Source organism: Pseudomonas sp. RA_5y_Pfl1_P24 (assembly GCF_963970945.1).
GTDB classification, from domain to species: Bacteria; Pseudomonadota; Gammaproteobacteria; order Pseudomonadales; family Pseudomonadaceae; genus Aquipseudomonas; species Aquipseudomonas tritici.
Window position 1 is genome coordinate 308,704 of sequence record NZ_CAXAOJ010000005.1, and the last position, 25,797, is coordinate 334,500.

At 61.3% G+C, this 25,797-nt stretch carries 22 protein-coding genes; 14 read left to right on the forward strand and 8 right to left on the reverse strand.

The features are described 5' to 3' along the window. Nucleotides 1–87: 87 nt before the first annotated feature. Nucleotides 88–834, reverse strand: coding sequence for an NRDE family protein (locus AACY30_RS10455; RefSeq protein ID WP_339469620.1), 747 nt, complete (start codon nucleotides 832–834; stop codon nucleotides 88–90). Between the two features lie 121 nt (nucleotides 835–955). Here AACY30_RS10455 and AACY30_RS10460 point away from each other — a divergent pair, with 121 nt between their 5' ends. The 3 genes from AACY30_RS10460 to AACY30_RS10470 all read left to right on the forward strand — a co-directional run bounded on the left by AACY30_RS10460 (nucleotide 956) and on the right by AACY30_RS10470 (nucleotide 3,501). Further along, the gene (locus AACY30_RS10460) at nucleotides 956–1,738 is read left to right on the forward strand and encodes a sulfite exporter TauE/SafE family protein (RefSeq protein WP_339469621.1); all 783 of its coding nucleotides are present in this window, start codon (nucleotides 956–958) and stop codon (nucleotides 1,736–1,738) included. Nucleotides 1,739–1,803: 65 nt separating this feature from the next. Then, nucleotides 1,804–2,616 carry a prolipoprotein diacylglyceryl transferase gene (gene lgt / locus AACY30_RS10465; protein ID WP_339415222.1) on the forward strand — a complete coding sequence of 271 codons (813 nt, stop codon included), beginning with the start codon at nucleotides 1,804–1,806 and terminating at the stop codon, nucleotides 2,614–2,616. Between the two features lie 51 nt (nucleotides 2,617–2,667). Continuing rightward, nucleotides 2,668–3,501 carry a thymidylate synthase gene (locus AACY30_RS10470; RefSeq protein WP_339540263.1) on the forward strand — a complete coding sequence of 278 codons (834 nt, stop codon included), beginning with the start codon at nucleotides 2,668–2,670 and terminating at the stop codon, nucleotides 3,499–3,501. A gap of 66 nt (nucleotides 3,502–3,567) precedes the next feature. Here AACY30_RS10470 and cadR read toward each other — a convergent pair whose 3' ends face one another. Beyond that, nucleotides 3,568–4,008 carry a Cd(II)/Pb(II)-responsive transcriptional regulator gene (gene cadR, locus AACY30_RS10475; protein ID WP_339469624.1) on the reverse strand — a complete coding sequence of 147 codons (441 nt, stop codon included), beginning with the start codon at nucleotides 4,006–4,008 and terminating at the stop codon, nucleotides 3,568–3,570. Nucleotides 4,009–4,093: 85 nt separating this feature from the next. Here cadR and AACY30_RS10480 point away from each other — a divergent pair, with 85 nt between their 5' ends. The 7 genes from AACY30_RS10480 to AACY30_RS10510 all read left to right on the forward strand — a co-directional run bounded on the left by AACY30_RS10480 (nucleotide 4,094) and on the right by AACY30_RS10510 (nucleotide 12,950). Then, entirely contained in the window at nucleotides 4,094–6,346 is a 2,253-nt protein-coding gene (locus AACY30_RS10480; RefSeq protein WP_339540264.1) for a heavy metal translocating P-type ATPase, read from the forward strand. A 16-nt stretch (nucleotides 6,347–6,362) separates the two neighbouring features. Then, the gene (locus tag AACY30_RS10485; protein ID WP_339469628.1) at nucleotides 6,363–7,226 is read left to right on the forward strand and encodes a LysR family transcriptional regulator; all 864 of its coding nucleotides are present in this window, start codon (nucleotides 6,363–6,365) and stop codon (nucleotides 7,224–7,226) included. Between the two features lie 139 nt (nucleotides 7,227–7,365). After that, nucleotides 7,366–8,430 (forward strand): putative 2-aminoethylphosphonate ABC transporter ATP-binding protein, encoded by a 1,065-nt coding sequence (locus AACY30_RS10490; RefSeq protein WP_339540265.1) that lies wholly within the window; start codon nucleotides 7,366–7,368, stop codon nucleotides 8,428–8,430. A 1-nt stretch (nucleotide 8,431) separates the two neighbouring features. Beyond that, the gene (locus tag AACY30_RS10495; protein WP_339540266.1) at nucleotides 8,432–10,144 is read left to right on the forward strand and encodes a putative 2-aminoethylphosphonate ABC transporter permease subunit; all 1,713 of its coding nucleotides are present in this window, start codon (nucleotides 8,432–8,434) and stop codon (nucleotides 10,142–10,144) included. A 22-nt stretch (nucleotides 10,145–10,166) separates the two neighbouring features. Next, the gene (locus tag AACY30_RS10500) at nucleotides 10,167–11,189 is read left to right on the forward strand and encodes a putative 2-aminoethylphosphonate ABC transporter substrate-binding protein (protein ID WP_339540267.1); all 1,023 of its coding nucleotides are present in this window, start codon (nucleotides 10,167–10,169) and stop codon (nucleotides 11,187–11,189) included. A gap of 73 nt (nucleotides 11,190–11,262) precedes the next feature. Further along, entirely contained in the window at nucleotides 11,263–12,396 is a 1,134-nt protein-coding gene (locus AACY30_RS10505; RefSeq protein WP_339540268.1) for a TIGR03364 family FAD-dependent oxidoreductase, read from the forward strand. Next, nucleotides 12,396–12,950 (forward strand): phosphonate degradation HD-domain oxygenase, encoded by a 555-nt coding sequence (locus tag AACY30_RS10510; protein WP_339469634.1) that lies wholly within the window; start codon nucleotides 12,396–12,398, stop codon nucleotides 12,948–12,950. Before AACY30_RS10505 ends, AACY30_RS10510 begins: the two co-directional genes overlap by 1 nt. On the opposite strand, the gene AACY30_RS10515 is transcribed toward AACY30_RS10510, so the two are convergent. Both AACY30_RS10515 and AACY30_RS10520 read right to left on the reverse strand, forming a co-directional pair. Continuing rightward, nucleotides 12,947–14,314, reverse strand: a complete 1,368-nt coding sequence (locus tag AACY30_RS10515; RefSeq protein WP_339540269.1) for a DUF3482 domain-containing protein — start codon at nucleotides 14,312–14,314, stop codon at nucleotides 12,947–12,949. The two genes, AACY30_RS10510 and AACY30_RS10515, sit on opposite strands and share 4 nt — an antisense overlap. Beyond that, nucleotides 14,307–15,686 carry a DUF2868 domain-containing protein gene (locus AACY30_RS10520; protein WP_339540270.1) on the reverse strand — a complete coding sequence of 460 codons (1,380 nt, stop codon included), beginning with the start codon at nucleotides 15,684–15,686 and terminating at the stop codon, nucleotides 14,307–14,309. Before AACY30_RS10520 ends, AACY30_RS10515 begins: the two co-directional genes overlap by 8 nt. A 69-nt stretch (nucleotides 15,687–15,755) precedes the next feature. Between AACY30_RS10520 and AACY30_RS10525 the strand changes: the two genes are divergently transcribed. After that, complete coding sequence (locus AACY30_RS10525) at nucleotides 15,756–16,268, forward strand: dihydrofolate reductase (protein WP_339469640.1); 513 nt, start codon at nucleotides 15,756–15,758, stop codon at nucleotides 16,266–16,268. Between the two features lie 102 nt (nucleotides 16,269–16,370). On the opposite strand, the gene AACY30_RS10530 is transcribed toward AACY30_RS10525, so the two are convergent. Then, complete coding sequence (locus AACY30_RS10530) at nucleotides 16,371–17,762, reverse strand: L-cystine transporter (RefSeq protein WP_339540271.1); 1,392 nt, start codon at nucleotides 17,760–17,762, stop codon at nucleotides 16,371–16,373. Nucleotides 17,763–18,004: 242 nt separating this feature from the next. Here AACY30_RS10530 and AACY30_RS10535 point away from each other — a divergent pair, with 242 nt between their 5' ends. Continuing rightward, on the forward strand, nucleotides 18,005–19,063 hold the full coding sequence (locus AACY30_RS10535; RefSeq protein ID WP_339469642.1) for a haloacid dehalogenase-like hydrolase: 1,059 nt from the start codon (nucleotides 18,005–18,007) through the stop codon (nucleotides 19,061–19,063). Between the two features lie 121 nt (nucleotides 19,064–19,184). Here the strand turns inward: AACY30_RS10535 and ilvD are convergent, their stop codons facing one another. From ilvD to AACY30_RS10550, 3 genes are all read right to left on the reverse strand, one after another. Continuing rightward, entirely contained in the window at nucleotides 19,185–21,026 is a 1,842-nt protein-coding gene (gene ilvD / locus AACY30_RS10540; RefSeq protein WP_339415237.1) for a dihydroxy-acid dehydratase, read from the reverse strand. 225 nt (nucleotides 21,027–21,251) lie between these two features. Next, entirely contained in the window at nucleotides 21,252–22,442 is a 1,191-nt protein-coding gene (locus AACY30_RS10545; protein ID WP_339469644.1) for an MFS transporter, read from the reverse strand. A 125-nt stretch (nucleotides 22,443–22,567) separates the two neighbouring features. Beyond that, a complete protein-coding gene (locus AACY30_RS10550) occupies nucleotides 22,568–23,764 on the reverse strand; it encodes a class I SAM-dependent rRNA methyltransferase (protein WP_049711083.1) in 1,197 nt (398 codons plus the stop codon). Between the two features lie 267 nt (nucleotides 23,765–24,031). Here AACY30_RS10550 and AACY30_RS10555 point away from each other — a divergent pair, with 267 nt between their 5' ends. Together AACY30_RS10555 and mutM are read left to right on the forward strand one after the other, a co-directional pair. After that, nucleotides 24,032–24,844, forward strand: coding sequence for an HDOD domain-containing protein (locus AACY30_RS10555; RefSeq protein ID WP_339415455.1), 813 nt, complete (start codon nucleotides 24,032–24,034; stop codon nucleotides 24,842–24,844). Between the two features lie 21 nt (nucleotides 24,845–24,865). Continuing rightward, the gene (mutM, locus tag AACY30_RS10560) at nucleotides 24,866–25,678 is read left to right on the forward strand and encodes a bifunctional DNA-formamidopyrimidine glycosylase/DNA-(apurinic or apyrimidinic site) lyase (RefSeq protein ID WP_339415239.1); all 813 of its coding nucleotides are present in this window, start codon (nucleotides 24,866–24,868) and stop codon (nucleotides 25,676–25,678) included. Nucleotides 25,679–25,797 lie beyond the last annotated feature (119 nt).

Consider the following 25,797-nt stretch of genomic DNA (forward strand, 5'->3'; position numbering starts at 1 on the left):
TCGCGAATGCAGCGTGTCAGTCGTCGAATATGTGACTGATACACCGCATTCGCGAGCAAGCCCGCTCCCACACTGGTTTTGTGGCGTCTAGAAATTCAGGTCGACCTCGCCAAGTCGCCCACCATGCGGCCCAAAGCTACGCTCCACCATCCGCTGCGTCCCATCCGCATTCACGATCAACGCCGTACTCGCCCGCGTCCCATAACTCGGGCTGGCAATAAACACGCTCGACAACAAACTCTCAGTCGCCAAGCCCACCCCGGTATCCGGCAAATCTGCAAACGGCGCCGTCTGCGGATCACTCAGCATCTCCAACAACGCCTCAGGCTGCGGGTCCTCCAGCATCTCGCTCAACGCCGCCCTTGCCTTAATCAGCTTGGGCCACGGCGTGTCCAGCCCGGCATTGGACAACCCATACACCCCGGCCTCCAAACGTGTCGGCTCGGTATGATTGGCGTTGTAATGCCACAACTCATCCCGCGTACCCACCAGCAGGTTAAACCCGGCATATTCAATCGATCGGCCGTTAACATCGGCCAGATACTCTTCAATCGGCAGCGAACCACTGAGAAATAGCGCAACCAACTCCCCGCGTGACTTACGTGCAGGCGGCTGGTGCGGGTCGCGGATATTGGTCAAGGCGGCAAAGCGCCCGTTGGCATTCACCCCCAACCAGGTACCGCCCGCTTCCTGATCGCGGCCGGCGAAGACTTCGGGCACGTCCGGCCATTGGGCCAGCGGCAGGCTGGGGCGAGCGTAGAACTCATCACGGTTGGCCGCGACGATCAGCGGTTGGGCGTGGCCCGGCCGCCAGGCGAAAACAATCAGGCACATCAGGCGATTCCCTTTTGTGTTTTTTGCCACTTTACCGGCAGCAACGCAGGCGTTCCATCGTATCCAGTTGGGTTGCATGCCTTCCATCCGTTAACATGCCGGACTTGGTCTGGGGGCTCCCATGGAATTTCTGCTGTATTTGCTGCTCGGCGCCTGTGCGGGCGTGCTCGCCGGGCTGTTTGGCGTGGGCGGCGGGATTATCATCGTGCCGGTGCTGGTGTTCAGCTTCACCTTGCAGGGCTTTGACCCGCAGGTGCTGACCCACCTGGCCGTGGGCACTTCCCTGGCAACGATCATCTTTACCTCGGTGAATGCCGTGCGTGAGCACCATCGGCGTGGCGCGGTGCGTTGGCCGATCTTTGTGTGGATGACCGTGGGTATCCTGATCGGCGCAGGCTTTGGTGCACTGACCGCCGAGGCGATTTCCGGCCCCCACCTGCAAAAGATCATCGGCGTGTTTGCCTTGTTGGTGGCCGTGCAACTGGCCCTGGAGGTCAAGCCCAATGCCAGCCGGACGGTGCCGGGCAAGGTTGGCCTGACCATCGCCGGCACATTTATCGGCTGGGCTTCGGCGATTTTCGGGATTGGCGGCGGCTCGCTGACCGTACCGTTCCTGACCTGGCGCAGCGTGCCGATGCAGCAGGCCGTGGCCACTTCATCGGCTTGTGGCCTGCCGATTGCGCTGGCCAGTGCATCAAGTTTCATGATTCTTGGCTGGCATGACCCGCTGTTGCCCGCTCATAGTCTAGGGTTCGTGTATTTGCCGGCACTGTTGGGCATTGCCCTGACCAGTATGGTGTTCGCCCGTTTCGGCGCACGCCTGGCGCACCGATTATCGCCGCGTTTGCTCAAGCGGTTGTTCGCCGGGCTGCTGTTCTGTGTCGGCTTAAACTTTTTGTTGTAATGCAGGCTTAATCGCGTCCGGGCATGGTCCGGGCGCTATAACGAATGATTTAACGAGGAGTCGCAATGCTGCCTTACCCGCAGATCGACCCGGTGGCCTTGGCTATCGGTCCGCTGAAAATCCACTGGTACGGGTTGATGTACCTGATCGGCATCGGCGGTGCCTGGTTTCTGGCTTCCCGACGCCTGAACCGTTTCGATCCGACCTGGACCAAGGAGAAGCTCTCCGACCTGATCTTCTGGTTGTCGATGGGCGTTATCGTTGGCGGGCGCCTTGGGTATGTGCTGTTCTACGACCTCCCCGCGTACATCGCCAACCCGACGCTGATTTTCGAAGTGTGGAAGGGCGGCATGGCGTTCCATGGTGGGTTTATCGGCGTGATGATTGCTGCCTGGTGGTTCGGCCGTCGCAATGGCAAGTCGTTCTTCCAACTGATGGACTTCATCGCACCGATGGTGCCGATCGGCCTGGGCGCTGGGCGTATCGGTAACTTCATCAATGCCGAACTCTGGGGCAAACCGACCGACCTCCCATGGGCGATGGTGTTCCCGCCGTTCAGTGACCCGGCGCAATTGCCGCGCCACCCGTCGCAGCTCTACCAGTTCGCGTTGGAAGGCGTGGCACTGTTCCTTATCCTGTACCTTTTCTCGCGCAAGCCGCGCCCGACCATGGCCGTGTCCGGCATGTTCGCGTTGTTCTACGGGATCTTCCGATTCGTCGTCGAGTTCGTGCGCGTGCCGGATGCGCAATTGGGCTACCTGGCATTCGGTTGGGTGACCATGGGTCAAATCCTCAGCCTGCCGATGATTCTCGGCGGCCTGGGCTTGCTGTGGTGGGCGTACAATCGCCCGCAGCCTTTGAAGAACACCGCGCTTTAAATTCGAATGCCGAGGTTTCCAAGCCTCGGCTTCAACGATACGGGTACCAGAATGAAGCAATATCTCGAACTACTGAACGACGTCGTGAGCAATGGATTGACCAAGGGCGATCGCACCGGCACCGGCACCAAAGCCGTGTTCGCCCGTCAGTATCGGCATAACTTGGCCGACGGCTTCCCGTTGCTGACCACCAAGAAGCTTCACTTCAAAAGCATCGCCAACGAGCTGATCTGGATGTTGAGTGGCAACACTAACATCAAGTGGCTCAACGAAAACGGCGTAAAGATCTGGGACGAATGGGCCACCGAAGAAGGTGACCTGGGCCCGGTGTACGGCGAGCAGTGGACCGCCTGGCCGACCAAGGACGGCGGCACGATCAACCAGATCGACTACATGGTCCACACGCTCAAGACCAACCCGAACAGCCGCCGCATCCTGTTCCACGGCTGGAACGTTGAGTACCTGCCGGACGAGACCAGGAGTCCGCAGGAAAACGCGCGCAACGGCAAACAAGCCCTGCCGCCGTGCCACCTGCTGTACCAGGCATTCGTGCACGACGGTCACCTGTCGATGCAGTTGTATATCCGCAGTTCCGACGTATTCCTCGGCCTGCCGTACAACACCGCCGCGCTGGCATTGCTGACCCATATGCTGGCCCAGCAATGCGACCTGATCCCCCACGAGATCATCGTCACCACCGGCGACACTCACGCGTACAGCAACCATATGGAGCAGATCAAGACCCAGCTGGCGCGCACGCCGAAGAAACTGCCGGAACTGGTGATCAAACGTAAGCCTGCGTCGATCTACGACTATAAGTTCGAAGACTTCGAGATCGTGGGCTACGACGCCGACCCGAGCATCAAGGCTGACGTCGCGATCTGAAGACTACCCCGGTGTAACTGTGGGAGCCCGCTCCCACATTTGGATTGGGTTTCACCCCATTATCAGTCAGTGGCCGTGGCTTCTGCCCACATGCGAAGGCTCCGCCTCGCTGGCCAGTACACCCCCGCTGACCTCCAGCCGCTGCAAAATCCCGCACTGATCCCCGCCGCCACAGCGTTGGCGCAGGTCCAGCAACTGTTCCTGCAACGCCAACAACCCATCAATCCGCGCTTTCACGTGGTGGATATGCTCATCGATCAACGCGTTCACGTTTTCGCACTGGTCCTGGGGGCTGTCGCGTAGCCCAAGCAGGCTGCGGATTTCTTCCAGGGTCATGTCGAGGCTGCGGCAATTGCGGATAAAGATCAGCCGCTCTGTGTGTGCCTGGGTGTACACACGGTAGTTGGCCTCGGTGCGTGCCGGGGGCGGCAACAGGCCTTCCTTCTCGTAATAACGGATGGTTTCCACCGGGCAGTCGGTCAGTTTGGCCAGTTCGCCGATCTTCATTGCGGCAATCTCCAAATGGGTGCTTGACCCTATAGTGGCTACAGGGTCTTTACTTGGCAACAGGCACCTTTACGGACGCGACAGAATGAGCGATTCCATCCACACCCCGCATAAACATGACCACGACCACGACCATGGCCCGAAAAAACTCACGCCAGTGGATGACCATGGCCACGGCAGCTCGTGCTGCTCCGGCACACCCGCACCTGCGCGGGTGCAACTGAGCGAAGCACCCACCGCCGGCTCGCGCCTGAGCACTTTTCGGATCGAAGCCATGGACTGCCCCACCGAGCAGACGCTGATCCAGAACAAGCTTGGCAAGCTTGCCGGCGTGCAGCAGCTGGAATTCAACCTCATCAATCGCATCCTTGGCGTCACCCACGACCTACCAAGCACTGCGCCGATCATCGACGCGATCAAATCCATCGGCATGCAGGCTGACCCCATCGAGGAAGGCGCTCCGGCCGCCGCGCCGCCCGCCAAGAAACCCTGGTGGCCGCTGGCGTTGTCCGGTGTGGGCGCGTTGGGCGCCGAAGTGCTGCACTTCACCGATGCCGCGCCCACGTGGGTGATCGCGGTGGTGGCGCTGATCTCGATTCTCAGCGGCGGCTTCACCACCTATAAAAAGGGCTGGATTGCCCTGAAAAACCTCAACCTGAACATCAATGCCCTGATGAGCATCGCCGTGACCGGCGCGATCCTGATCGGCCAATGGCCTGAAGCGGCGATGGTGATGTTCCTGTTCACCGTGGCCGAGTTGATCGAAGCCAAATCCCTGGATCGTGCGCGCAATGCCATCAGTGGCTTGATGCAGATGACGCCCGAGCAGGCCACGGTGCAGCAAGCTGATGGGGCATGGGCTGAACAAGAGGTCAAAAGCATTGATATTGGTGCAATCGTGCGGGTAAAGCCCGGTGAGCGCATCGGCTTGGACGGTGAGATCACCGCCGGCCAATCCACCATCGATCAGGCACCGATCACGGGTGAAAGCCTGCCGATTGAAAAGACCGTGGGCGACAAAGTCTTCGCCGGCACCATCAACCAGGCCGGTTCCCTGACGTACAAAGTTACCGCAGCGGCTAACAACTCTACCCTGGCGCGCATCATCCACGCGGTGGAACAGGCCCAAGGCGCACGGGCGCCGACCCAGCGCTTTGTCGACCGCTTCTCGAAGATCTACACCCCGGCCGTGTTCCTGTTCGCGCTGGGCGTAGCGGTGATTCCGCCGCTGTTCATGGCCGGCGTGTGGTTCGACTGGATCTACCGCGCCCTGGTCCTGCTGGTGGTTGCGTGCCCATGTGCCTTGGTGATTTCCACTCCGGTGACCATCGTCAGTGGCCTCGCGGCGGCGGCGCGCAAAGGCATCCTGATAAAGGGCGGCGTGTACCTGGAGGGGGGTTACAAGCTCGACTACCTGGCCCTCGACAAGACCGGCACCATCACTCACGGCAAGCCGGTGCAAACCGATTACCTGGCGCTCTTCCCCGACATCGAAGACAGCGCACCGGCCCTGGCCGCCAGTTTGGCCGGGCGTTCCGATCACCCGGTGTCGCTGGCGATTGCCAACGCGGCTGTGGATAAAGATCTGCCGATGCACGTTGTGGATAACTTCGAAGCCCTGGCCGGGCGCGGGGTGCGTGGCGATATCAGCGGCGAAACCTACCACTTGGGCAACCATCGCCTGGTGGAAGACCTGGGCCTGTGTTCACCGGCGCTGGAAGACAAGCTCTTCGCCCTGGAAAAACAGGGCAAGTCCGTGGTGTTGCTGCTCGACAAGTCCGGCCCGCTGGCGCTGTTCGCCGTGGCCGACACGGTCAAGGACAGCAGCCGTGAAGCGATCCAGCAGTTGCATGACCTGGGCATTAAAACCCTGATGCTCACCGGCGACAACACCCACACCGCCCAGGCGATCGCTGCCCAGGTCGGCATTGACCAGGCCCAGGGCGACCTGTTGCCTACGGATAAGCTGCAAGCCATTGAAGCCCTGTATGGCCAAGGTTTCCGCGTGGGCATGGTCGGCGACGGTATCAACGATGCGCCAGCCCTGGCCCGTGCCGAGATCGGTTTTGCCATGGCTGCAGCCGGCACCGACACGGCCATCGAGACCGCCGATGTGGCGCTGATGGACGATGATTTGCGCAAGATTCCGGCATTCGTTCGTCTGTCGCGGCAAACGTCGAGTATCCTCAAGCAGAACATCGCCCTGGCGCTGGTGATCAAGGCGATCTTTCTCGCGGTCACCTTCCTGGGCATGGCCACCATGTGGATGGCGGTGTTTGCCGACATGGGCGTGAGCCTGCTGGTGGTATTCAATGGCCTGCGCCTGTTGCGCAAATAATTGAGGTGAGGGTGGTGTGCTGAGTGCCGAGTTGAAGGCTTTTTTCATGGTCGCCCGCCTGGGCAGTATTACCCAGGCGGCGAAAAAACTCGGCCTGAGCCAACCCACCGTCACCACCCAGATCCGCAACCTGGAAAGCCAATACGGCGTTGAGCTGTTCTACCGAGGTGGCCGCCGCCTCACCGTCAGTGACGAAGGCGCGCGCCTGCTACCGATGGTCAAGGCGCTGTTGCAGCAGGAAGCGGACATCGAGTTTTTCCTGCGCAACAGTGGCCAGGTCCAGGGTGCGCTGAGGATCGCCGCGACGGCGCCGTATTACATCCTCGACTTGGTCAAGGCCTTTCGCGAACGCCTGCCGCAGGTGGAAGTGTCGGTAGAAATCGGCAACTCCCAGCAGGTGCTCGAAGCGCTGGACGATTACCGCGTTGATGTCGCTGCGTCGTCGCAGCTGCTGGAAGACCCGCGCTTGATTCGCCGCGTGCTGGGCACCGATCCTTTGGTGCTGGCCGTGCATCGCGATCATCCACTGGCCAAGCTTGATCATGTACCGCTCACTGCGTTGGCCGGGCATACCTTGTTGATGCGCGAAGCCGGCTCCACCACGCGGCGCCTGACCGAAAAAATGCTACAGGGCGCAAGCGTGAGTTACGGCCCGCTGTTGGAAATCGGCAGCCGGGAGTCGATTCGCGAGGCGGTGCTGCGCAATATTGGCATCAGTATTATTGCCCGCCAGGAAGTGCCGCATGATCCGCAGTTACGGGTGTTGACCATTGAGGATGCGCCCCAGATTCCGGAGTATTTGTACTGCCTCAAGGAGCGAAAAAGCGCGCGGTTGCCAGCGGCGTTTCTGGGGTTGGCGCAGGAAATGTCGCCCATTTAAGGTTGCAGCCCAGGCAGCCCATCTCCATCAGACCTACCCAAATCCACGAATACCACTATCACTGCCTTTTGCCTTCCTGCCACACCAGCGACGCATTGCCTGCCTAGCATGGGCTTCATCAGTTTGATGAGGTGCCTCCATGAACACAGCCCTGACCCAACCCGGCGCGCCAATGAAGGTGCGCGGTGTCCAGAAACGCTTCGGCGCTTTTACCGCGCTGGATAACGTCTCGCTGGACGTCGCCGCTGGCGAGCTGGTGTGCCTGCTGGGCCCGTCCGGCTGCGGCAAGACCACCTTGTTGCGTTGCATCGCTGGACTGGAGCGCCAGGACAGCGGCGAACTTTACCTGGGCAGCCGCGATGTTTCCCTGCTGCCACCCCAGGCGCGGGACTACGGCATTCTGTTCCAGTCCTACGCGCTGTTCCCCAACCTGACTGTCGACGCGAATATCGGCTACGGACTCGCCGGCAGCGGCCGCGATGAAGTGCGCAAGCGCGTCGGGCAGATGCTCGAACTGGTCGGCCTGGTCGGCAGCGAAAAGAAATACCCGGGCGAACTCTCCGGCGGCCAGCAGCAACGCGTTGCGCTCGCCCGGGCATTGGCGCCGTCGCCCTCATTGCTGCTGCTGGATGAGCCGATGTCGGCCCTCGACGCCCGCGTGCGCGAACATCTGTGCACCGAGCTGCGCCAACTGCAGCGTCGCCTGGGCATCACCACGCTGATGGTCACCCACAACCAGGACGAAGCCATGCTGATGGCCGACCGCATCGCTGTGATGAACAACGGCAAGGTCGAGCAATACGCCACGCCCCAGGAGATCTATGACCGCCCGGCCACGCCGTTCGTGGCGGAGTTTGTCGGTCAGGGCAACTGGCTGCCGTTCAGCCGCAACAGTGCCAGCCATGCCCAAGTCGGCGGGATGAACATGCGCTTGGCCGACGATGCTGGCATCGCCAAGTCCGGCCGTTTGTTCTGCCGCCCGGAAGCGATCAGCGTCAACCCGCCAGTGCACGAAGAAAACCTGTTCCCGGCCAAGGTCCGCGAAATCACCTTTCTCGGCAACCGCTGCCGTATGAGCTTCGAACTGGAGCAATTGCCCGGCCATCCGTTACTGGCCGAAGTGGCTCCGGAAGCGATGCCACGCCTGGGTGCCCAGGACATCTGGGTCGCCTTGCCGCCTCGCAGCCTGCAGGTGTTTGCCTGAGATGGCTGCTGTCATGACATTGCCTGAGCCGCGTCAGGTCTCCCGCGCCGAGCTGGGCGATCGCATTTTTGTGGTCGGCGGCAAACTGATTTGGCTTTTATTGCTGGGTATTGCCGTACTGCTGCCATTGTTGGCGATCTTCTGGCGCGGTTTCAGCAGCGAAGCCGGGCAGGGCGGTGGCTTGGTGGCGGCGCGGGAACTGCTCACCAGTGACAACTTCCACTGGCTGCTGGGCAATAGCCTGAAAGTCTCTCTCAGCGTTGCGGCCATCGTCGTACCGCTGGCCTACCTGTTTGCCTACGCATTGCAGCGTACGTTGATTCCCGGCAAGGCGATCTGGCGCGGCCTGTCGCTGCTGCCGCTGATGGCGCCGTCGATGTTGCCGGGCATTGCGCTGGTGTATCTGTTCGGTAACCAGGGCCTGTTGCGCGGGCTGCTTTCGGACAATATCTATGGCTTCTGGGGCATTGTGCTGGGCGAGGTGATCTACACCTTCCCACATGCCTTGATGATTTTGCTGTCGGCGCTGTCCCTGGCAGATGCGCGGCTGTTTGATGCGGCCTCGAGCATGGGCGCGAGCCCGGCCCGGGCGTTCCGCAGCATTACTTGGCCAGCGACCCGTCAGGCGGTGTTCGCCGCGTTCTGTTTGGTGTTCACCTTGACCATCACCGATTTCGGCGTGCCGGTGGTGGTCGGCGGCGATTATCAGGTGCTGGCATTGGAGGCCTACAAGGCCGTGGTCGGCCAGCAACAGTTCGGCCGCGGTGCGCTGATCGGTATGGTGTTGCTGCTGCCGGCACTGTTCAGCTTTGGTGTGGATGCCTGGCTGCGCCGTCGTCATGGCGACTCCATGAGCGGTCGTGCCCACGTCTTCCAACCGGTGCCATCGCGCGTAAGAGAGGGCTGCTACCTGGCCATCGTGCTGCTGATCTGCGCCGTTTTGCTGCTGGTATTCGGCATGGCGGTGTATTCCTCGTTGGTGAAATTCTGGCCGTACAACCTGTCGCTTTCGCTCAATCACTACCAGTTCGAAGACACCGCCGGCGGCGGCTGGCTGGCTTATCGCAACAGCCTGACCATGGCGTTGTGCACCGCGATGATCGGCAGTGTGCTGATCTTCACTGGCGCGTATTTGATGGAAAAGACCAAGGGCCAGAAGGGCCTGAACCTGGCGCTGCGCATGCTCAGCTTTGTGCCGATGGCGGTGCCTGGGTTGGTGCTGGGCTTGGGCTATGTGTTCTTTTTCAACCTTAACGGCAACCCGCTGCATGTGTTCTACGGGACCATGACCCTGCTGGTGGTGTGCACCATTGCTCACTATTTGACCACCGCGCAGATGACCGCGACCACGGCGTTGCGCCAGCTCGACGCCGAGTTCGAAGCCGCCGCGTTGTCCCTCAAGGCACCGTTGTACCGCCATTACTTGAAAGTCACGGTGCCGATCTGCCTGCCGGCGCTGCTGGACATCGTGCGCTACCTGTTTGTGTCGGCGATGACCACCGTGTCCGCCGCGATCTTCCTCTACAGCCCCGACACCATCCTCGCCGCCGTCGCCGTGTTGAACATGGATGACGCCGGCAACGTGGGCGGTGCAGCGGCCATGTCGACCTTGATCCTGTTCACTTCGGCCGGCGTCTCGCTGCTGCTGGCGTGGGCCTCACGTGGCGCGTTGCGCCGCTCCCAAGCCTGGCGCCAGACCGCGCCCGGCCAATAAACATCCCTGAAGGAGGTGCTCCATGTTCAAGCCCCTGGCGCTGGTCGCTGCCGTACTGAGCGCATTCAGTCTGAATGCCTTCGCCAAGACCGAGTTGACGGTGTACACGGCCCTCGAAGCCGAGCAGTTGAAGACCTACAAAAAAGCCTTCGAACAGGCCAACCCGGACATTGAAATCAAGTGGGTGCGTGATTCCACCGGGATCATCACCGCCAAGCTGCTGGCCGAGAAAGACCGCCCGCAAGCCGATGTGGTCTGGGGCCTGGCCGCGTCGAGCCTGGCGATCCTCGATCAGCAAGGCATGCTGGATAACTACGCGCCCAAGGACCTGGACAAGATCGGCAAGAACTACCGCGACGCTGCCAACCCACCAGCCTGGGTCGGTATGGATGTGTGGGCCGCGACCCTCTGCTTCAACACCGTCGAGGCCGAGAAACAGGGCCTGACCAAGCCGGTGAGCTGGCAGGACCTGACCAAGCCTGAGTACAAGGGCAAGATCGTCATGCCCAACCCGGCCTCGTCCGGCACCGGTTTCCTGGACGTGAGCGCCTGGCTGCAGACCTTCGGCGAGAAACAGGGCTGGCACTACATGGACGACCTGCACCAGAACGTCGGCCAGTACGTTCACTCCGGTTCCAAGCCGTGCAAGCTGGCGGCGTCGGGTGAGTTCCCGATCGGGATTTCCTTCGAATACCCGGCCGTACAACTGAAACGCCAGGGTGCGCCGCTGGACATCATCCTGCCCAAGGAAGGCCTGGGCTGGGACATTGAAGCCACCGCCGTGCTCAAGGGCTCTGCCCACGCCGACGCGGCGAAAAAACTCGCCGACTTCTCGGCCAGCCCTGCTGCCATGGACCTGTACAAGGACAACTTCGCCGTCCTTGCCCAGCCGGGTATTGCCAAGCCGCAGACGGAATTGCCGGCCGATTACGAGCAGCGCCTGATCAAGAACGACTTTGCCTGGGCCTCGAAAAATCGCGACAGCATCCTGGCCGAATGGCGTAAGCGCTATGACGGCAAGTCAGAGAAGGTGGCGGGTCAGTAAATGCTCGGTTTGGGCTGATGGCCTCATCGCAGGCTTGCCTGCGATAGCGGTCTCTAATTCAGGACATCATTCAATGACACACCACAGCGACCTGCTGATCATCGGCGCCGGCATCCTCGGCCTGTCCCACGCTTATGCGGCCGCCAGGCGCGGCCTCAAGGTCAAGGTCTTCGAACGCAGCGCCACGCCGCTCGGCGCCTCGGTCCGCAACTTCGGCCAGGCCCTGGTCACCGGTCAACCACCTGGACCGATGCTCGACCTGGCGCGGGAGAGCCGCGACATCTGGGCCCATTGGGCCCAAGTGGCCGGGCTGCAGCTCAAGCGCAACGGTTCATACCTGTTCGCCCGCACCCAAGCCGAAGAGCATCTGCTGGAAGCCTTCTGCGCCGGACGCGCCCAAGAATACGGCTACAACGTCGAACTGCTGCAAGGCGCGGCAATCAACGATTTATATGGCGGCCAGTTCCGCCATCACCGCGCCGCGCTGCATGGCAAGGACGATCAGCAACTGTATTCCCGTGAAGCGATCCCGGCGCTGATCAATTACCTGGCGCAGGAACTGAACGTGGAGTTTTATTTCTCCACCCTGGTTCGCGACGTCGAATCGGGCCAGTTGAACAGCACGGCGGGGAGCTTTCGCGGTGAGCAGATCATCGTGTGCTCCGGCCACGACTACCAAACCTTGCTGGCCGAAGCGATGGCCCAACTCAACCCGAGTACCTGCCGCTTGCAAATGCTGCGCGCGCGGCCAGCCGTGAATCTGAACCTGCAACACGCGTTGCTCACCGGCCTGAGTTGCGTGCACTACGGCGCATTCGCCGATCTGCCGGAAGCCGCGCCGGTGCAGGCGCAGATCCTGCGTGAGGCACCGCACCTGCATGAACACGGTATTCACCTGCTGATCAGCCCGACGCCCCATGGCGAGCTGATCATCGGCGACTCCCATGACTACGGCAGCGATGCATCGCCGTTCAATGCCGAGCAGGTCGATGACTGGATGATCGAACTGGCCGAACAGACCCTGGGTTGCAAGATCCGGGTGGTAGAACGGTGGCAGGGTGTGTACGGCTCGCGAGGCCCGGCGCCGTTCTCGTTCCTGCCCGCGGCGCCGGGCGTCAGCGCGGCGTTGATGCATACCGGCGTCGGCATGAGCGTGGGGCCAGCGATGGCTGAGCGAAATATCACTGCAGTGTGGGGCGCAGCGTGATGAGCCCGGAGCAGGCGATTGCCGAAGTGTTCGGCCTGTACGAGACACGCGGCACGGCGGATTACATCGGCGAGCCGGTGTCGCAGATCGAACACATGTCCCAGGCCGCGCAACTGGCCATGGCCGAAGGCTTTGATGACGAAGTGGTACTGGCGGCATTTTTCCACGATATCGGGCATATCTGTGGCCTGGGCGGTGAAAACATGGGCGGTTATGGCGTGGTCAGCCATGAGCGTTTGGGGGCGGATTATCTGCGCCGTGCAGGGTTCAGCGAGCGTATGGCCAAGTTGGTGGAGTATCACGTGCAGGCCAAGCGTTACCTGACCTTCAGCCAGCCGGACTATTACGCCCGTTTGAGCGAAGCCAGCCGCCGAACGTTGGACTATCAGGGCGGTGTGATGAATGCGGAACAAGCCTGCGTTTTCGAGCAAGACCCGCTCTGCGCGGTGAGTCTGCGCATGCGCTATTGGGACGAACAGGCAAAGGAAATGCACGTGCCGATACTCGACCTTGACGTGCTCAGGGCCAAGGCGCGCAAGGTGCTGGCGGCTTAGGTCTCGTCGAGGCGCTGGGCCAGGGCTTCGACCTGTTCCTGGCGCTCGGCCTGGCTCAACCTGGCATGAGGGTTGAGGGACGACCATTGCGGGTGCGCGCGGGCCTTATGCAACGCGTCCGGTAGTTTTCCCTCGCGCCAGGTTTTGTCCTGGGGCGTGTCGACCTTGATGCTGTGCATCGCCGCATGGCCACGCAGGTTCAGGGCCTTGAGCAATTGGCGTTGGCGCAGGGCGAGCAGGCGCAGCACGGCGTCGTCGACGGTCAGCTCACGCTGGCCCTTGATCTTGCCCAGCAGGCGGCTGCCGTAGCTGCGTGCGGTTTGCAGTGCACCACCAGCAATTGCACCGGCCAGTGCGGCGGCGCCTAGTGTTAACCCTCCCACCAGTAAATCCACGCCTGCACCCGCCGCCGCGCCTGCGGCGATCCCGCCGCCCACGCGCACGCCGAGCTGCTTGAGGGTTTCCGGGTTGAACAGGTCATCGCCCCAGCGGCCATCCAGCAGCGGCAAGTCGCTGGCGGCGGCGTCCTGGGGGCGGAAGCCGAACAGCCTGAGCAACGCTTCCACGCATTTTTGCTCACGTTGACGAACGGCTTTGCGCAGATCACCGATGGCTTGCGGCTCATCTTCAGTCACCACGCTGCGTCGGCACGCGGCACAGTCGATCAGCAGCTCGGCGATCAATCGCGCGGCGCTTTGCTGGCGTGCCTGGCGTTGCGCCTGTTGATCAAGAATCAACCGCTCCAGTTGCGGCCGCGCACTTTCCAGCAGCAGCGCGAGGCTTTCATACAGCCGCCGTTCGCCGTCTTCCGGTGGCGCGACGCTGTCGAAACGCACCAGCGCGTGCAGGCCGAGGCGCGCCAGGGCGTCACGCCAGTCCGGCTCGCGGTGGTCGCTGCTGCTGACGAAGTTGAGTACCGGTAGCAATGGTTTGCCGCAACTGGCTAGCACTTGCAGTTCGTCGCGGTACTTGGCCAGAACCGGCTCGCGGGCGTCAATCACATACAAACCGGCGTCCGAGGCCAGCAGTTGGCGCATCACCTTGGCTTCCTGTTCGAAACGCTGGCGGGCTTCACTGCCTTCGAGAAACCGTGCCAGACGCGCCGGGCCGTCGAGGCGTTCACCGGGGCGATCCAGCCGCTCCAGGTAGTCGAGCAGTGCGATGGCATCTTCCAGGCCGGGCGTGTCGTAAAGCTCCAGCAAGGCTTCGCCATTCACCGACAAGCGCGCCCCTTCGACATGCCGCGTGGTGCTGGGGCGATGGGAGACTTCGCCGAAGCCGGCATCACGGGTCAGGGTGCGCAGCAGCGAGGTCTTGCCGACGTTGGTGTGGCCGACCACAGCGAGTTTCAGCGGTTTAGTCATGGCCGGTCTCCAGCCAGTTCAGCGGCGCGCAGTCGGCGAAGGGCAGTTCAAGTTGTTGCAGTGCGGCGTGCCAGTCGCCCAGGCGCTCGGCGTCCAGCGCCTGGCCGGGCGGTGCTTGCAGCAGCCAGACGCGGGTGGCGGTGGCGCTGCGCGCGAGTTCGGCGATCAGCGCGAGGCTGCCACGGTCCGGCGAGCGGCGCGGGTCGCAAGCGATGGCCAGGCGTGCAGGAGGGAAGCGCGTGAGCTGCTCCAGCAGCTTGTTACGCGATTCGCGGCTGTCCAGAATGCCGGCGTTTTTCACGCTGGCCGGCAGTGTGGGGGGCCACGGCTGTTGATCGTCCAGTTCGATGGCCACCAGCAGGGCGCCGTCGCTTTCCAGTTCGCTGACGCCGCCCGTGACGTGGTGCAGTTGTTCCGGCGCGGCATCGTTGACCCCAAGGCGCTCGCTGCTCGGCATCAGGCGTTCGCGCAGTTGGCTGTAGCCGGGCAGGTTGAGGTCCAGGCGCAGGGTGGCGCGCCCGCGTTTCCAGCGCCACAGGCACAGCAGGGCGAGGACCAAGCGCGGCAGCAGGCCATACACCAGCAGCACGCCCACCAGCCAGGCGGCCCAGGCTTGGCGGGCGCTTTCGATATTCAGCGCAGCATCGCCGCTGGCGCGGATCATGTCGACGGTCGGTACGTTGAAGCCCAGCATAGCCGGCAAGGTGCCGAGGGCCTGGGTGACGGCGACGAAGGTGTCGGCGCCAAGAATGGTGGTTTCCCACACGAAGCCGTAACGGCGGGTGGCAAGTAGCGTAAGAAGAATCACCATGGCGCTGAGCAACGCCAACAACCACAGGCTGTTGACCAGCACACCGACGGCCCAGCGATTGAGTTTCTGGCGCTGCAGCAGCAGCAACAGCGCTGGCGCCAGCTGTGCAGCCTTGGCATCACGCGCGAGCTTTTCGCTGAGCCACAACCACAGGCGCCCAAGGCTGGCGCTGTGTTCGCCAGCAAACAGCAGGCCCAGGGCCCAACTGAGCAACAGGATGAGGTTCAAACCAAGCAGGCTGCCCAAGGCCCAGAATACATTCACCGGGGTCAGGCCGTTGCCCATGGCCGCCAAGGCCAGGCCGGCGCCACTGATCACGGCGACGATCGCGAGCAGCACCAACGCCAGACGCGCGCCTTGCAGCCAGCGCGTGAGAGCGGCGGTCAGGCCATCACGCTCGGCCAGGTGCAGGGCGCGCTGTTGGATGCGCTTCGGCAAGTCGCCACCTGCCGTGCGGGCCAAGCGGTTGGCTTCCAGGTCTTCCAGGTTGCCTGCGTGTTCTTCGCGCAGGCGCACGGTTTCTGTCAGCCAGAGTGTGTGCAGGGGGTTCAGTGCAGTCACGCGCCTTCCTGTTGAGCAAGTGAACGTGGAGCATAACCGCTGGCCTGCGCCTCTGGTATTCTCGTCGCCATGAAAAAAACTCTCCCTTTAAGCCTGATCGCAGCCCTCGGTGAAAACCGCGTGATCGGCGTCGACAACAGCATGCCCTGGCATTTGCCGGGGGATTTCAAATATTTCAAGGCCACCACCTTGGGCAAGCCGATCATCATGGGGCGCAAGACCTGGGACTCCCTGGGCCGACCGTTGCCGGGGCGCTTGAACCTAGTGGTTAGCCGTCAGACCGATCTGGTGCTTGAAGGTGCGGAAGTTTTTCCGTCACTGGAGGCTGCGGTGGAGCGCGCTGAGGCGTGGGCGCTGGCGCACGGCGTGGATGAGCTGATGCTGATCGGCGGTGCGCAGTTGTATGCGCAGGGGCTGGAGCAGGCGGATCGTCTTTATCTGACGCGGGTGGCGTTGAGCCCGGAAGGGGATGCTTGGTTTCCGGCGTTTGATGCGGGTAAGTGGAAGCTGGTGTCGAATGTCGAGAACGCGGCTGAGGATGATAAGCCGGCGTATAACTTCGAAGTCTGGGAAAAAGCCTAAGCGCTTCGCGGGCAAGCCCACTCCCGCATTTGACCGAGTTCCAACATGAGAATGCGGTCAAAATGTGCGGGCTTGCTCGCGAAGGCGGTCTGACAGGCCCTGCTAAACCTGCGCTAACTCCGCATGCTCATCCGCATTCAGCAACTCTTTATCCGTCTGCCCCATGATCTGGCTGGTAATCGCCCCCGCCGTCATCGAACCGTTCACGTTCAACGCCGTGCGGCCCATGTCGATCAGCGGCTCCACGGAAATCAGCAGCGCCACCAGTGATACCGGCAAACCCATGGCCGGCAGTACGATCAGCGCGGCAAAGGTCGCCCCGCCGCCCACGCCTGCAACACCTGCCGAACTTAAGGTCACAATCGCCACCAGCGTCGCGATCCACAGCGGGTCCAGCGGGTTGATGCCCACGGTTGGGGCGACCATCACGGCCAACATGGCAGGGTAAAGCCCCGCGCAACCGTTCTGGCCAATAGTCGCGCCGAACGAGGCCGCGAATCCGGCGATGGATTGCGGAATGCCCAGGCGACGGGTCTGCGCTTCAATGCTCAACGGGATCGACGCCGCGCTGGAGCGGCTGGTGAAGGCAAACGTCAGCACCGGCCAGACTTTGCGGAAGAAACGCAGCGGATTGATCCCTGCCAGGGACAGCAGCACGCCGTGCACCACGAACATCAGGCCCAGGGCCAGGTACGACACCACCACAAAACTGCCGAGCTTGATGATGTCTTGAAGGTTGGAGCCGGCGACCACTTTGGTCATCAGCGCCAATACGCCGTAGGGCGTCAGCTTCATGACCAGGCGCACCAGGCGCATCACCCAGGCTTGCAGGGTGTCGATGGCATTGAGTACTTTCTGGCCTTTTTCCACGTCATCCTTGAGCAACTGCAGCGCGGCAACCCCCAGGAAGGCAGCGAAAATCACCACGCTGATAATCGACGTTGGCTTGGCGCGCGCTAGGTCAGCGAACGGGTTGGCCGGCACGAATGACAACAACAGTTGCGGGATATTCAGGTCGGCGACCTTGCCGGCGTAATCGCTCTGGATCACTTGCAGGCGCGCCATTTCCTGGGTGCCGGCCACTAGGCCTTCGGCGCTAAGGCCGAACAGGTTGGTGAGGCCAATACCAATCAGCGCGGCAATTGCGGTGGTTAACAGCAGCGTGCCAATGGTCAGAAAGCTGATCTTTCCCAGGGACGAGGCATTGTGCAGGCGCGCCACGGCGCTGAGGATCGAGGCGAACACCAGCGGAATCACGATCATTTGCAGCAGTTGCACGTAGCCGTTGCCGACCAGGTCGAACCAGCCGATGGAGGTTCTGAGCACCGGGTTGCCGGCGCCGTAAATGCTGTGCAGCGCGACACCGAACGCCACGCCTAACACCAGGGCAAGCAACACCTTCTTGGCGAGGCTCCAGTGTGTACGACGGGTTTGTGCCAGGCCCAGCAACAGGGCCACGAACACCAGTAAGTTGAGAATCAGGGGCAGATTCATTAGAGCTCCGTTGAGAAGGCAGCCAATCGCGTGAGCCTGCGATTGCGAACCGGGAAGCCTAACAGCTTGAAATATATTGATTTAATACCGATATGGAATGGCCGGTGTCGTTTTTGGAATAAGCATTTGCCGCTCAGGCGCAAAAGTGTGACGGGATCAGTACGCGCACGGTCGTGCTCGAAGTGGGAACTGTCACAGGGATTTGTTAGTGTCGATGTCTTTCACTCAGGGAGACAACGCCTATGAAGTTCGTGCCGAAATTAATCGCCGCTGCATTTTGCCTCGGACTCGTCAGCCAGGCGTTCGCCGCCACCGAGCTGAAGCACTGGCCAGCTCCGGCGGCCAAGCAACTGAATGAAATGATCGCCGCCAACGCCAACAAGGGTAATTTCGCGGTGTTCGACATGGACAACACCAGCTACCGCTACGACCTCGAAGAGTCCCTGCTGCCCTACATGGAAAACAAGGGGCTGATCACCCGTGACAGCCTTGATCCATCGCTCAAACTGATGCCGTTCAAAGACACCGCCGACCATAAGGAAAGCCTGTTCAGTTACTACTATCGCCTTTGCGAAGTGGACGACATGGTCTGCTACCCGTGGGTCGCCCAGGTGTTCTCGGGTTTTACCCTCAAGGAGCTCAAGGTGCAGGTCGATGAGCTGATGGCCTCCGGCAAGCCCGTACCCGTCAGCTATTTTGAAGGCGACGTGGTGAAAAAGTCCGAAGTGCAACCGCCGAAAATCTTCACCGGCCAGGCCGAGCTGTACAACAAGCTGATGGAGAACGGGATCGCGGTGTACGTAATGACCGCCGCTTCGGAAGAGCTGGTGCGCATGGTTGCCGCCGATCCGAAGTACGGCTACAACGTCAAACCCGAGAACGTCATCGGCGTGACCACCCTGCTCAAGGACCGCAAGACCGGCGAGCTGACCACCGCGCGCAAACAGATCAGCGCCGGTAAATATGACGAGAAGGCCAACCTCGGCCTGGAGCTGACCCCCTACCTGTGGACCCCGGCCACCTGGATGGCCGGTAAGCATGCGGCTATTCTTACCTACATCGACGAGTGGAAAAAGCCAGTGCTGGTGGGCGGCGACACCCCGACCAGCGATGGCTACATGCTGTTCCACGATGTGGACGTGGCCAAGGGGGGGATTCACTTGTGGATCAACCGCAAGGACAAGTACATGACCCAGCTGAACGGCATGATGGCCAAGCATGCGGCGGCGCAGGCCAAGGAAGGGTTGCCGGTGACGGCGGACAAGAACTGGGTGATTGTTAAGCCTGAAGAGATTCAGTAAGACCGAGTTGCCTGCCTTCGCGAGCAGGCCTACTCCCACATTTTGATCTCCATTGTTTTCGATAGTTGTTCTGGGCAAAAAAATGCCCCGCACTGGGGCGGGGCATTTTTATGCGCGAAGCTTACAGGCCGTCGAGCATCGCTTTGTTACGCACAGCGCCCTTGTCGGCGCTGGTCGCCAACAACGCATACGCCTTCAACGCGGTGGTGACTTTGCGCGGACGCTTCTCCACCGGCTTCCAGCCTTTCTTGTCCTGCTCGACCCGGCGTGCCGCCAGTTCTTCATCGCTGATCAACAGGTTGATCGAACGGTTCGGGATGTCGATCAGCACCTTGTCGCCATCCTGCACCAAGCCAATCGCGCCACCGGCAGCAGCTTCTGGCGAAGCGTGGCCGATGGACAGGCCCGAAGTACCGCCAGAGAACCGACCGTCGGTCAGCAGGGCGCAGGCTTTGCCCAGGCCTTTGGATTTCAGGTAGGACGTCGGGTACAGCATCTCCTGCATACCCGGGCCGCCTTTCGGGCCTTCGTAGCGGATGATCACGATGTCGCCTTCCTTCACTTCGTCGGCGAGGATGCCGCGAACCGAGCTGTCCTGGCTCTCGTAGATCTTGGCGCGACCTTCGAAGACGTGGATGGATTCATCCACACCGGCGGTTTTCACCACGCAACCGTCGAGGGCGATGTTGCCGTACAGCACGGCCAGGCCGCCTTCCTGGGAGTAGGCGTGCTCGACACTGCGGATGCAGCCGTTTTCACGGTCGTCATCCAGGGTGTCCCAACGGGTCGACTGGCTGAACGCGGTTTGCGTCGGGATGCCCGCTGGGCCTGCCTTGAAGAAGTGAAGCACCGCTTCATCGTCAGTCTGGGTGATGTCCCATTTGGCGATGCCTTCGGCGAGCGTCTTGCTGTGCACGGTTGGCAGGTCGGTGTGCAGCAGGCCGCCACGGGCCAGGGAGCCGAGGATCGAGAAGATCCCGCCGGCGCGGTGCACGTCTTCCATGTGGTACTTCTGGATGTTCGGCGCGACTTTGCACAGCTGCGGCACATGACGGGACAGACGGTCGATGTCGCGCAGGTCGAAATCGATCTCGGCTTCCTGGGCCGCAGCCAGCAAGTGCAGGATGGTATTGGTGGAACCGCCCATGGCGATGTCCAGGGTCATGGCGTTTTCGAACGCCTTGAAGTTAGCGATATTGCGCGGCAACACCGATTCATCGTTGTCGTGGTAGTAACGCTTGCACAGCTCGACGATGGTGCGGCCGGCCTGCAGGAACAGCTGCTCGCGGTCGCTGTGGGTGGCCAGTGTCGAACCGTTGCCCGGCAAGGCCAGGCCCAAGGCTTCCACCAGGCAGTTCATCGAGTTGGCGGTGAACATGCCGGAGCACGAACCGCACGTTGGGCAAGCGCTGCGCTCGTATTCCGCAACCTTCTCGTCAGAAGCGCTGGAATCGGCGGCGATCACCATGGCGTCGACCAGGTCGAGGCCGTGGGAGGCGAGCTTGGTCTTGCCGGCTTCCATCGGGCCGCCGGAAACGAAGATCACCGGGATGTTCAGGCGCAGGGAGGCCATCAGCATGCCGGGGGTGATCTTGTCACAGTTGGAGATGCACACGATGGCGTCGGCGCAGTGAGCGTTGACCATGTATTCCACGGAGTCGGCGATGATCTCGCGGCTCGGCAGGGAATACAGCATGCCGTCGTGGCCCATGGCGATGCCGTCGTCCACGGCGATGGTGTTGAATTCCTTGGCTACGCCGCCAGCGCGCTCGATCTCGCGGGCGACCAGTTGGCCCAGGTCCTTGAGGTGGACGTGGCCGGGTACGAACTGAGTGAATGAGTTGGCAATCGCGATGATCGGCTTCTTGAAGTCGTCATCTTTCATCCCCGTGGCACGCCACAGTGCGCGCGCGCCGGCCATGTTGCGGCCATGGGTGGATGTTTTCGAGCGGTAATCTGGCATGGAGCACTCCGGGCGGCTAATCGGTATCAAAGGGGAGTGAGCTTCTATTGACGTCTGGAACACTCAGAAAATGGCCGTGTGTCCAAAAGTTGCCACTCGCGTCGCGGGATCGCCGCTTGCTTGGGCCTTGAGCTCATAAACCCGCCGGGGGATGACTGGCGATGAATAGGCCGATTCTACACCGCTGGCGGCTGGAGGGAATGGCTGCAACCGTGAAGATGGCGGCTACGGGACGTGCGGGTGGCGCCGCACCCATGCGTTCAACGCCAGTGCGACGATGCTCAGAATTAGAAAGCACAGGCCAAGCGCAGTGCTTAGCTGGTGAGTAAAGGTGCTGATGAATGCACTGATAAGACCGCCGGCGATGAATAACACTGCTGCTACGGCTGATGCCGCCGTCCCCGCACTGTCTGGAAACAAGCTCATGGCCCTGGAGTTGGAAATGGGTCGGGTGATGGTCGTGCCCGCCGTGCAGAGCAGCATGGGCACCAGTACGGTCAGCGTTGATAAGCCGAACTGATAGGCCAGAAGTAGCATGACCAGCCCAGAGATCGCGATCAGCACCAGCCCTATGGCCATCTGAGTCGCAGCAGGCAGGCGTTTGTGCAGGAAGCCTGCACAGACGCCGCCCAATACGTAAGCGGCGCCATAGAGGAGTAAGGTCAGTGAGTACTCATGGGGTGACAGTTTCAGTTGGTCCATGAATATGAGCGGTGAAACAACGATGAACGAGAAGTGGCAGGCGAAGGTAATCGCGGAGATCGTGGCATAGCTGACGAAATGGCTGTTGGCGAAGACCTTGGCATAGGCCTTGAAAATACTGTATTGGCTCGCGGCCGTTTGAGGCATGCCGCCATGGAGTAACCGGTGAGCCATGATCAAGGATGCTGTACAGAGGGCTATGAACACGTAGAAGCTGGCTTGCCAGCCCCAATGCAGTTGCAGCCACGCGCCCAGCAACGGCGAAATCGAAATGAAGATTCCTCCGGCCGTGACCATTGCTATGCGCAAACGCTCTTGTTCTCTGCCGAAAAAAAGGTCCTGCACCAACGCCTGGGACAATATGAAGCCGCCGCAGCCCATGGCTTGGATGACGCGAAAGAACAGGAATTGGGGGGTGTTGCTGGCGGTCAAGCACCCGGCGGCACCGATGATCGCCACGACCATGCTGGCCAGTAGCAGCTTCTTGCGGCCGATCTTGTCGGACAACGGGCCGATCAACAGCATTGAGCATGAAAAGCCAATGGCGAACAGGCTGACTGATCGCGCGATATGGGTTGTCGATGTGTGGAAGTGTTCCGCCAAAGCGGGAAAGGAAGGCAGCACGACGTCAAGAGGGAAGACGCCCAGCAGGGTCATGGTCATCAGCCAGAAAACAATGAATGGTTTTTCAGCGAGCGTGATAGCAGCCGACATGAGCGAGCCTCGATTCCGTGAGGAAGGGGAGAGTCGAGCCTGTGGGGAGGAAAGTCAAAGTCTGGTGCGGGACGAAATTTCCTTAAAACCTGTAGGAACCCGGAAGTCCCTACAGGTCAATAGCATCAGCTATTGGGCAACAACCGGCACGTAATGCTCTTGATATACCGGGTCTCAACAATCGCCGGGTGCACCGGATGATCCGGGCCCTGGCCGCCGCGTTCCAGCATCTGGATATTGCGATCCAGGTGACGGGCGCTGGTCAGCAGGATATTTTGCAGGTCGTCTTCCGGCAGGTGCATGGAGCACGAGGCGCTGACCAGGATGCCGTCCTTGCTGAGCAGGCGCATGGCTTGCTCGTTGAGGCGGCGGTAGGCGCCTTCGCCGTTTTTCATGTCTTTTTTGCGTTTGATGAAGGCCGGTGGGTCGGCGACGATCACGTCGAAGCGTTCTTCGCTGGCTTTCAGCTCTTTGAGGGCTTCGAACACGTCGCCTTCAATGCAAGTCATCTTCTCGGCAACACCGTTCAGCGCGGCGTTGCGCTCCACGCCGTCGAGGGCGAAGGCGGAGGCGTCGACGCAGAACACTTCACTGGCGCCGAAAGCCGCAGCTTGCACGCCCCAGCCGCCGATGTAGCTGTAGAGGTCGAGCACGCGCTTGCCTTTGGCGTACGGGGCCAGGCGGGCGCGGTTCATACGGTGGTCGTAGAACCAGCCGGTTTTCTGGCCCTGGATCACCGGGGCTTCGAATTTCACGCCGTTTTCTTCCAGGGCGACCCATTCAGGAACCAGACCGAATACGGTCTCGACGTAGCGGTTGAGGCCTTCGGCGTCGCGTGCGGCTGAGTCGTTCTTGAACAGAATGCCGCTCGGCTTGAGCACTTGGGTCAGCGCAGCGATCACGTCTTCCTTATGCGCTTCCATGGTCGCCGACGCGATCTGCACCACCAGGATGTCGCCGAAACGGTCAACTACCAGGCCCGGCAGCAGGTCGGAATCGCCGTACACCAGGCGGTAGAACGGCTTGTCGAACAGGCGATCACGCAGTGACAGCGCCACGTTGATCCGGTGCACCAGCAGCGACTTGTCCAAAGGCAACTTGATGTCGCGCGACAGCAGGCGGGCGCAGATCAAATTGTTCGGGCTCATGGCCACGATGCCCAGGGTCTTGCCGCCGGCTGCTTCCAGGATAGCCTGGTCGCCTGCCTGGAAGCCGTGAAGTGGGGTGGCCGCCACGTCGATTTCGTTGCTGTAGACCCACAGGTGGCCGTTGCGCAAACGGCGATCGGCGTTGGGTTTGAGGCGCAGGCTTGGCAGGGACATGACGTCGCTCCGGAAAAAAGAGCGGGAGTATACCTTGTGTGGGAGCGGGCTTGCTCGCGAAAGCGGTGGGTCAGGCACTGGATCCGCCGACTGGTATACCGCTTTCGCGAGCCAGCCCGCTCCCACTTTTGATCCATTTTTAATCCGGGTTTTGATGTGTCGGTCAGCTTCCTATAAAGGTTAGAATCGCCCCCTAGCCCGGAGTATGTACTTATGTCCCAAGAGCTTTCCGCCGAACAGATCCAGCAGACCCTGCAAGGCATCAGCGTGCCGCCTCAACCGCAGATCATGGTGGATTTGCAGATGGAGCAGTACATGCCCGACCCGGACCTGGAGGTGATCGCGCGGTTGATCTCCCAGGACCCGGGCCTTTCCGGCGCGCTGCTGAAGATTGTCAATTCGTCCTATTACGGGCTGAGTAACAAGATCGCCTCGATCCAGCGCGCGGTGAACCTGCTGGGCAGCCGTTCGATCATCAACCTGATCAACGCCCTGTCGATCAAAGGCGAGATGAGCGACGACACCATCGTCACCCTCAACCGCTTCTGGGACACCGCCCAGGATGTGGCCATGACCTGCCTCACCCTGGCCAAGCGCACCGGCGCCCAGGCGGTCGACGAAGCCTATGCATTGGGGCTGTTCCACGATTGCGGCGTGCCGCTGATGCTCAAGCGCTTCCCCAATTACATGGCCGTGCTGGAGCAGGCCTACGCCAATGCGGGGCCCGATTGCCGTGTGGTCGACACCGAGAACAACGCGTTCAACACCAACCATGCGGTGGTGGGTTACTACACCGCCAAGTCCTGGCGCCTGCCGGAGCATGTGACCGACGCCATCGCCAATCACCACAACGCCTTGGCGATCTTCAGTGATGAGTCGTCGCGTAATCCGCAGCTTAAAAACTTGCTGGCGATCCTGAAAATGGCCGAGCACGTCTGCTCCTCCTGCCGCGTGCTGGGCAATCAGACCATCGACCATGAGTGGAATACTATCGGCCACCTGGTGCTGGACTACGTGGGGCTGTCGGACTACGACTTCGAGAGCATGAAGTTGTCGATCCGCGAGCTGGGCGCGCACTGACCCTTCCTTCACGAGGTACACATGCCCGAGTTACCAGAAGTCGAAACCACCCGGCGCGGCATTGCACCGCACCTGGAAGGCCAGCGCGTCAGCCGCGTGGTGGTGCGTGAACGGCGCTTGCGCTGGCCGATTCCGGAAGACCTTGATGTGCGCCTGTCCGGGCAGCGCATCGTGCTGGTGGAGCGGCGGGCCAAGTACCTGTTGATCAATGCCGAAGTGGGCACGTTGATTAGCCACCTGGGCATGTCGGGCAACCTGCGCCTGGTGGAAGTCGGCATGCCGGCCGCCAAGCATGAGCATGTGGATATCGAGCTCGAATCCGGCCTGGCCCTGCGATACACCGACCCGCGGCGTTTCGGCGCGATGCTGTGGAGCCAGGACCCGCACAACCATGAGCTGTTGATTCGCCTGGGGCCAGAGCCGCTGACGGACCTGTTTGATGGTGATCGCTTGTTTCAACTGTCCCGTGGACGGTCGATGGCGGTGAAACCGTTCATCATGGACAACGCGGTGGTGGTGGGTGTGGGCAATATTTACGCGACCGAAGCGCTGTTTGCGGCGGGCATTGATCCGCGTCGCGAGGCCGGAGGTATTTCGCGGGCGCGTTATCTGAAGCTGGCGATTGAGATCAAGCGCATCCTGGCCGCCGCTATTGAGCGCGGTGGTACGACGCTGCGGGACTTTATCGGCGGTGACGGGCAGCCGGGGTATTTCCAGCAGGAATTGTTCGTTTATGGCCGGAGCGGCGAGGCATGCAAGGTGTGCGGGACTGAGTTGCGCAATGTGGTGCTGGGGCAGCGGGCGAGTGTGTTTTGCCCTAAGTGTCAGCGCTGAACCTGTGTGATGGCTGAAATCGCCATCGCAGGCAAGCCAGCGCCCACCTTTGAATGTGCTCACAAATCCAATGTGGGCGCTGGCTTGTTTGCGATGAGGCCCTTACAGGCCCTGAAAAA

Bases quoted from the DNA above. Each gene is read 5' to 3' on its own strand.
- AACY30_RS10455 (WP_339469620.1), bottom strand. From the start codon at position 834: ATGTGCCTGATTGTTTTCGCCTGGCGGCCGGGCCACGCCCAACCGCTG.
- AACY30_RS10460 (WP_339469621.1), top strand. From the start codon at position 956: ATGGAATTTCTGCTGTATTTGCTGCTCGGCGCCTGTGCGGGCGTGCTC.
- lgt (WP_339415222.1), top strand. From the start codon at position 1,804: ATGCTGCCTTACCCGCAGATCGACCCGGTGGCCTTGGCTATCGGTCCG.
- AACY30_RS10470 (WP_339540263.1), top strand. From the start codon at position 2,668: ATGAAGCAATATCTCGAACTACTGAACGACGTCGTGAGCAATGGATTG.
- cadR (WP_339469624.1), bottom strand. From the start codon at position 4,008: ATGAAGATCGGCGAACTGGCCAAACTGACCGACTGCCCGGTGGAAACC.
- AACY30_RS10480 (WP_339540264.1), top strand. From the start codon at position 4,094: ATGAGCGATTCCATCCACACCCCGCATAAACATGACCACGACCACGAC.
- AACY30_RS10490 (WP_339540265.1), top strand. From the start codon at position 7,366: ATGAACACAGCCCTGACCCAACCCGGCGCGCCAATGAAGGTGCGCGGT.
- AACY30_RS10495 (WP_339540266.1), top strand. From the start codon at position 8,432: ATGGCTGCTGTCATGACATTGCCTGAGCCGCGTCAGGTCTCCCGCGCC.
- AACY30_RS10500 (WP_339540267.1), top strand. From the start codon at position 10,167: ATGTTCAAGCCCCTGGCGCTGGTCGCTGCCGTACTGAGCGCATTCAGT.
- AACY30_RS10505 (WP_339540268.1), top strand. From the start codon at position 11,263: ATGACACACCACAGCGACCTGCTGATCATCGGCGCCGGCATCCTCGGC.
- AACY30_RS10510 (WP_339469634.1), top strand. From the start codon at position 12,396: ATGAGCCCGGAGCAGGCGATTGCCGAAGTGTTCGGCCTGTACGAGACA.
- AACY30_RS10515 (WP_339540269.1), bottom strand. From the start codon at position 14,314: ATGACTAAACCGCTGAAACTCGCTGTGGTCGGCCACACCAACGTCGGC.
- AACY30_RS10525 (WP_339469640.1), top strand. From the start codon at position 15,756: ATGAAAAAAACTCTCCCTTTAAGCCTGATCGCAGCCCTCGGTGAAAAC.
- AACY30_RS10530 (WP_339540271.1), bottom strand. From the start codon at position 17,762: ATGAATCTGCCCCTGATTCTCAACTTACTGGTGTTCGTGGCCCTGTTG.
- AACY30_RS10535 (WP_339469642.1), top strand. From the start codon at position 18,005: ATGAAGTTCGTGCCGAAATTAATCGCCGCTGCATTTTGCCTCGGACTC.
- ilvD (WP_339415237.1), bottom strand. From the start codon at position 21,026: ATGCCAGATTACCGCTCGAAAACATCCACCCATGGCCGCAACATGGCC.
- AACY30_RS10545 (WP_339469644.1), bottom strand. From the start codon at position 22,442: ATGTCGGCTGCTATCACGCTCGCTGAAAAACCATTCATTGTTTTCTGG.
- AACY30_RS10550 (WP_049711083.1), bottom strand. From the start codon at position 23,764: ATGTCCCTGCCAAGCCTGCGCCTCAAACCCAACGCCGATCGCCGTTTG.
- mutM (WP_339415239.1), top strand. From the start codon at position 24,866: ATGCCCGAGTTACCAGAAGTCGAAACCACCCGGCGCGGCATTGCACCG.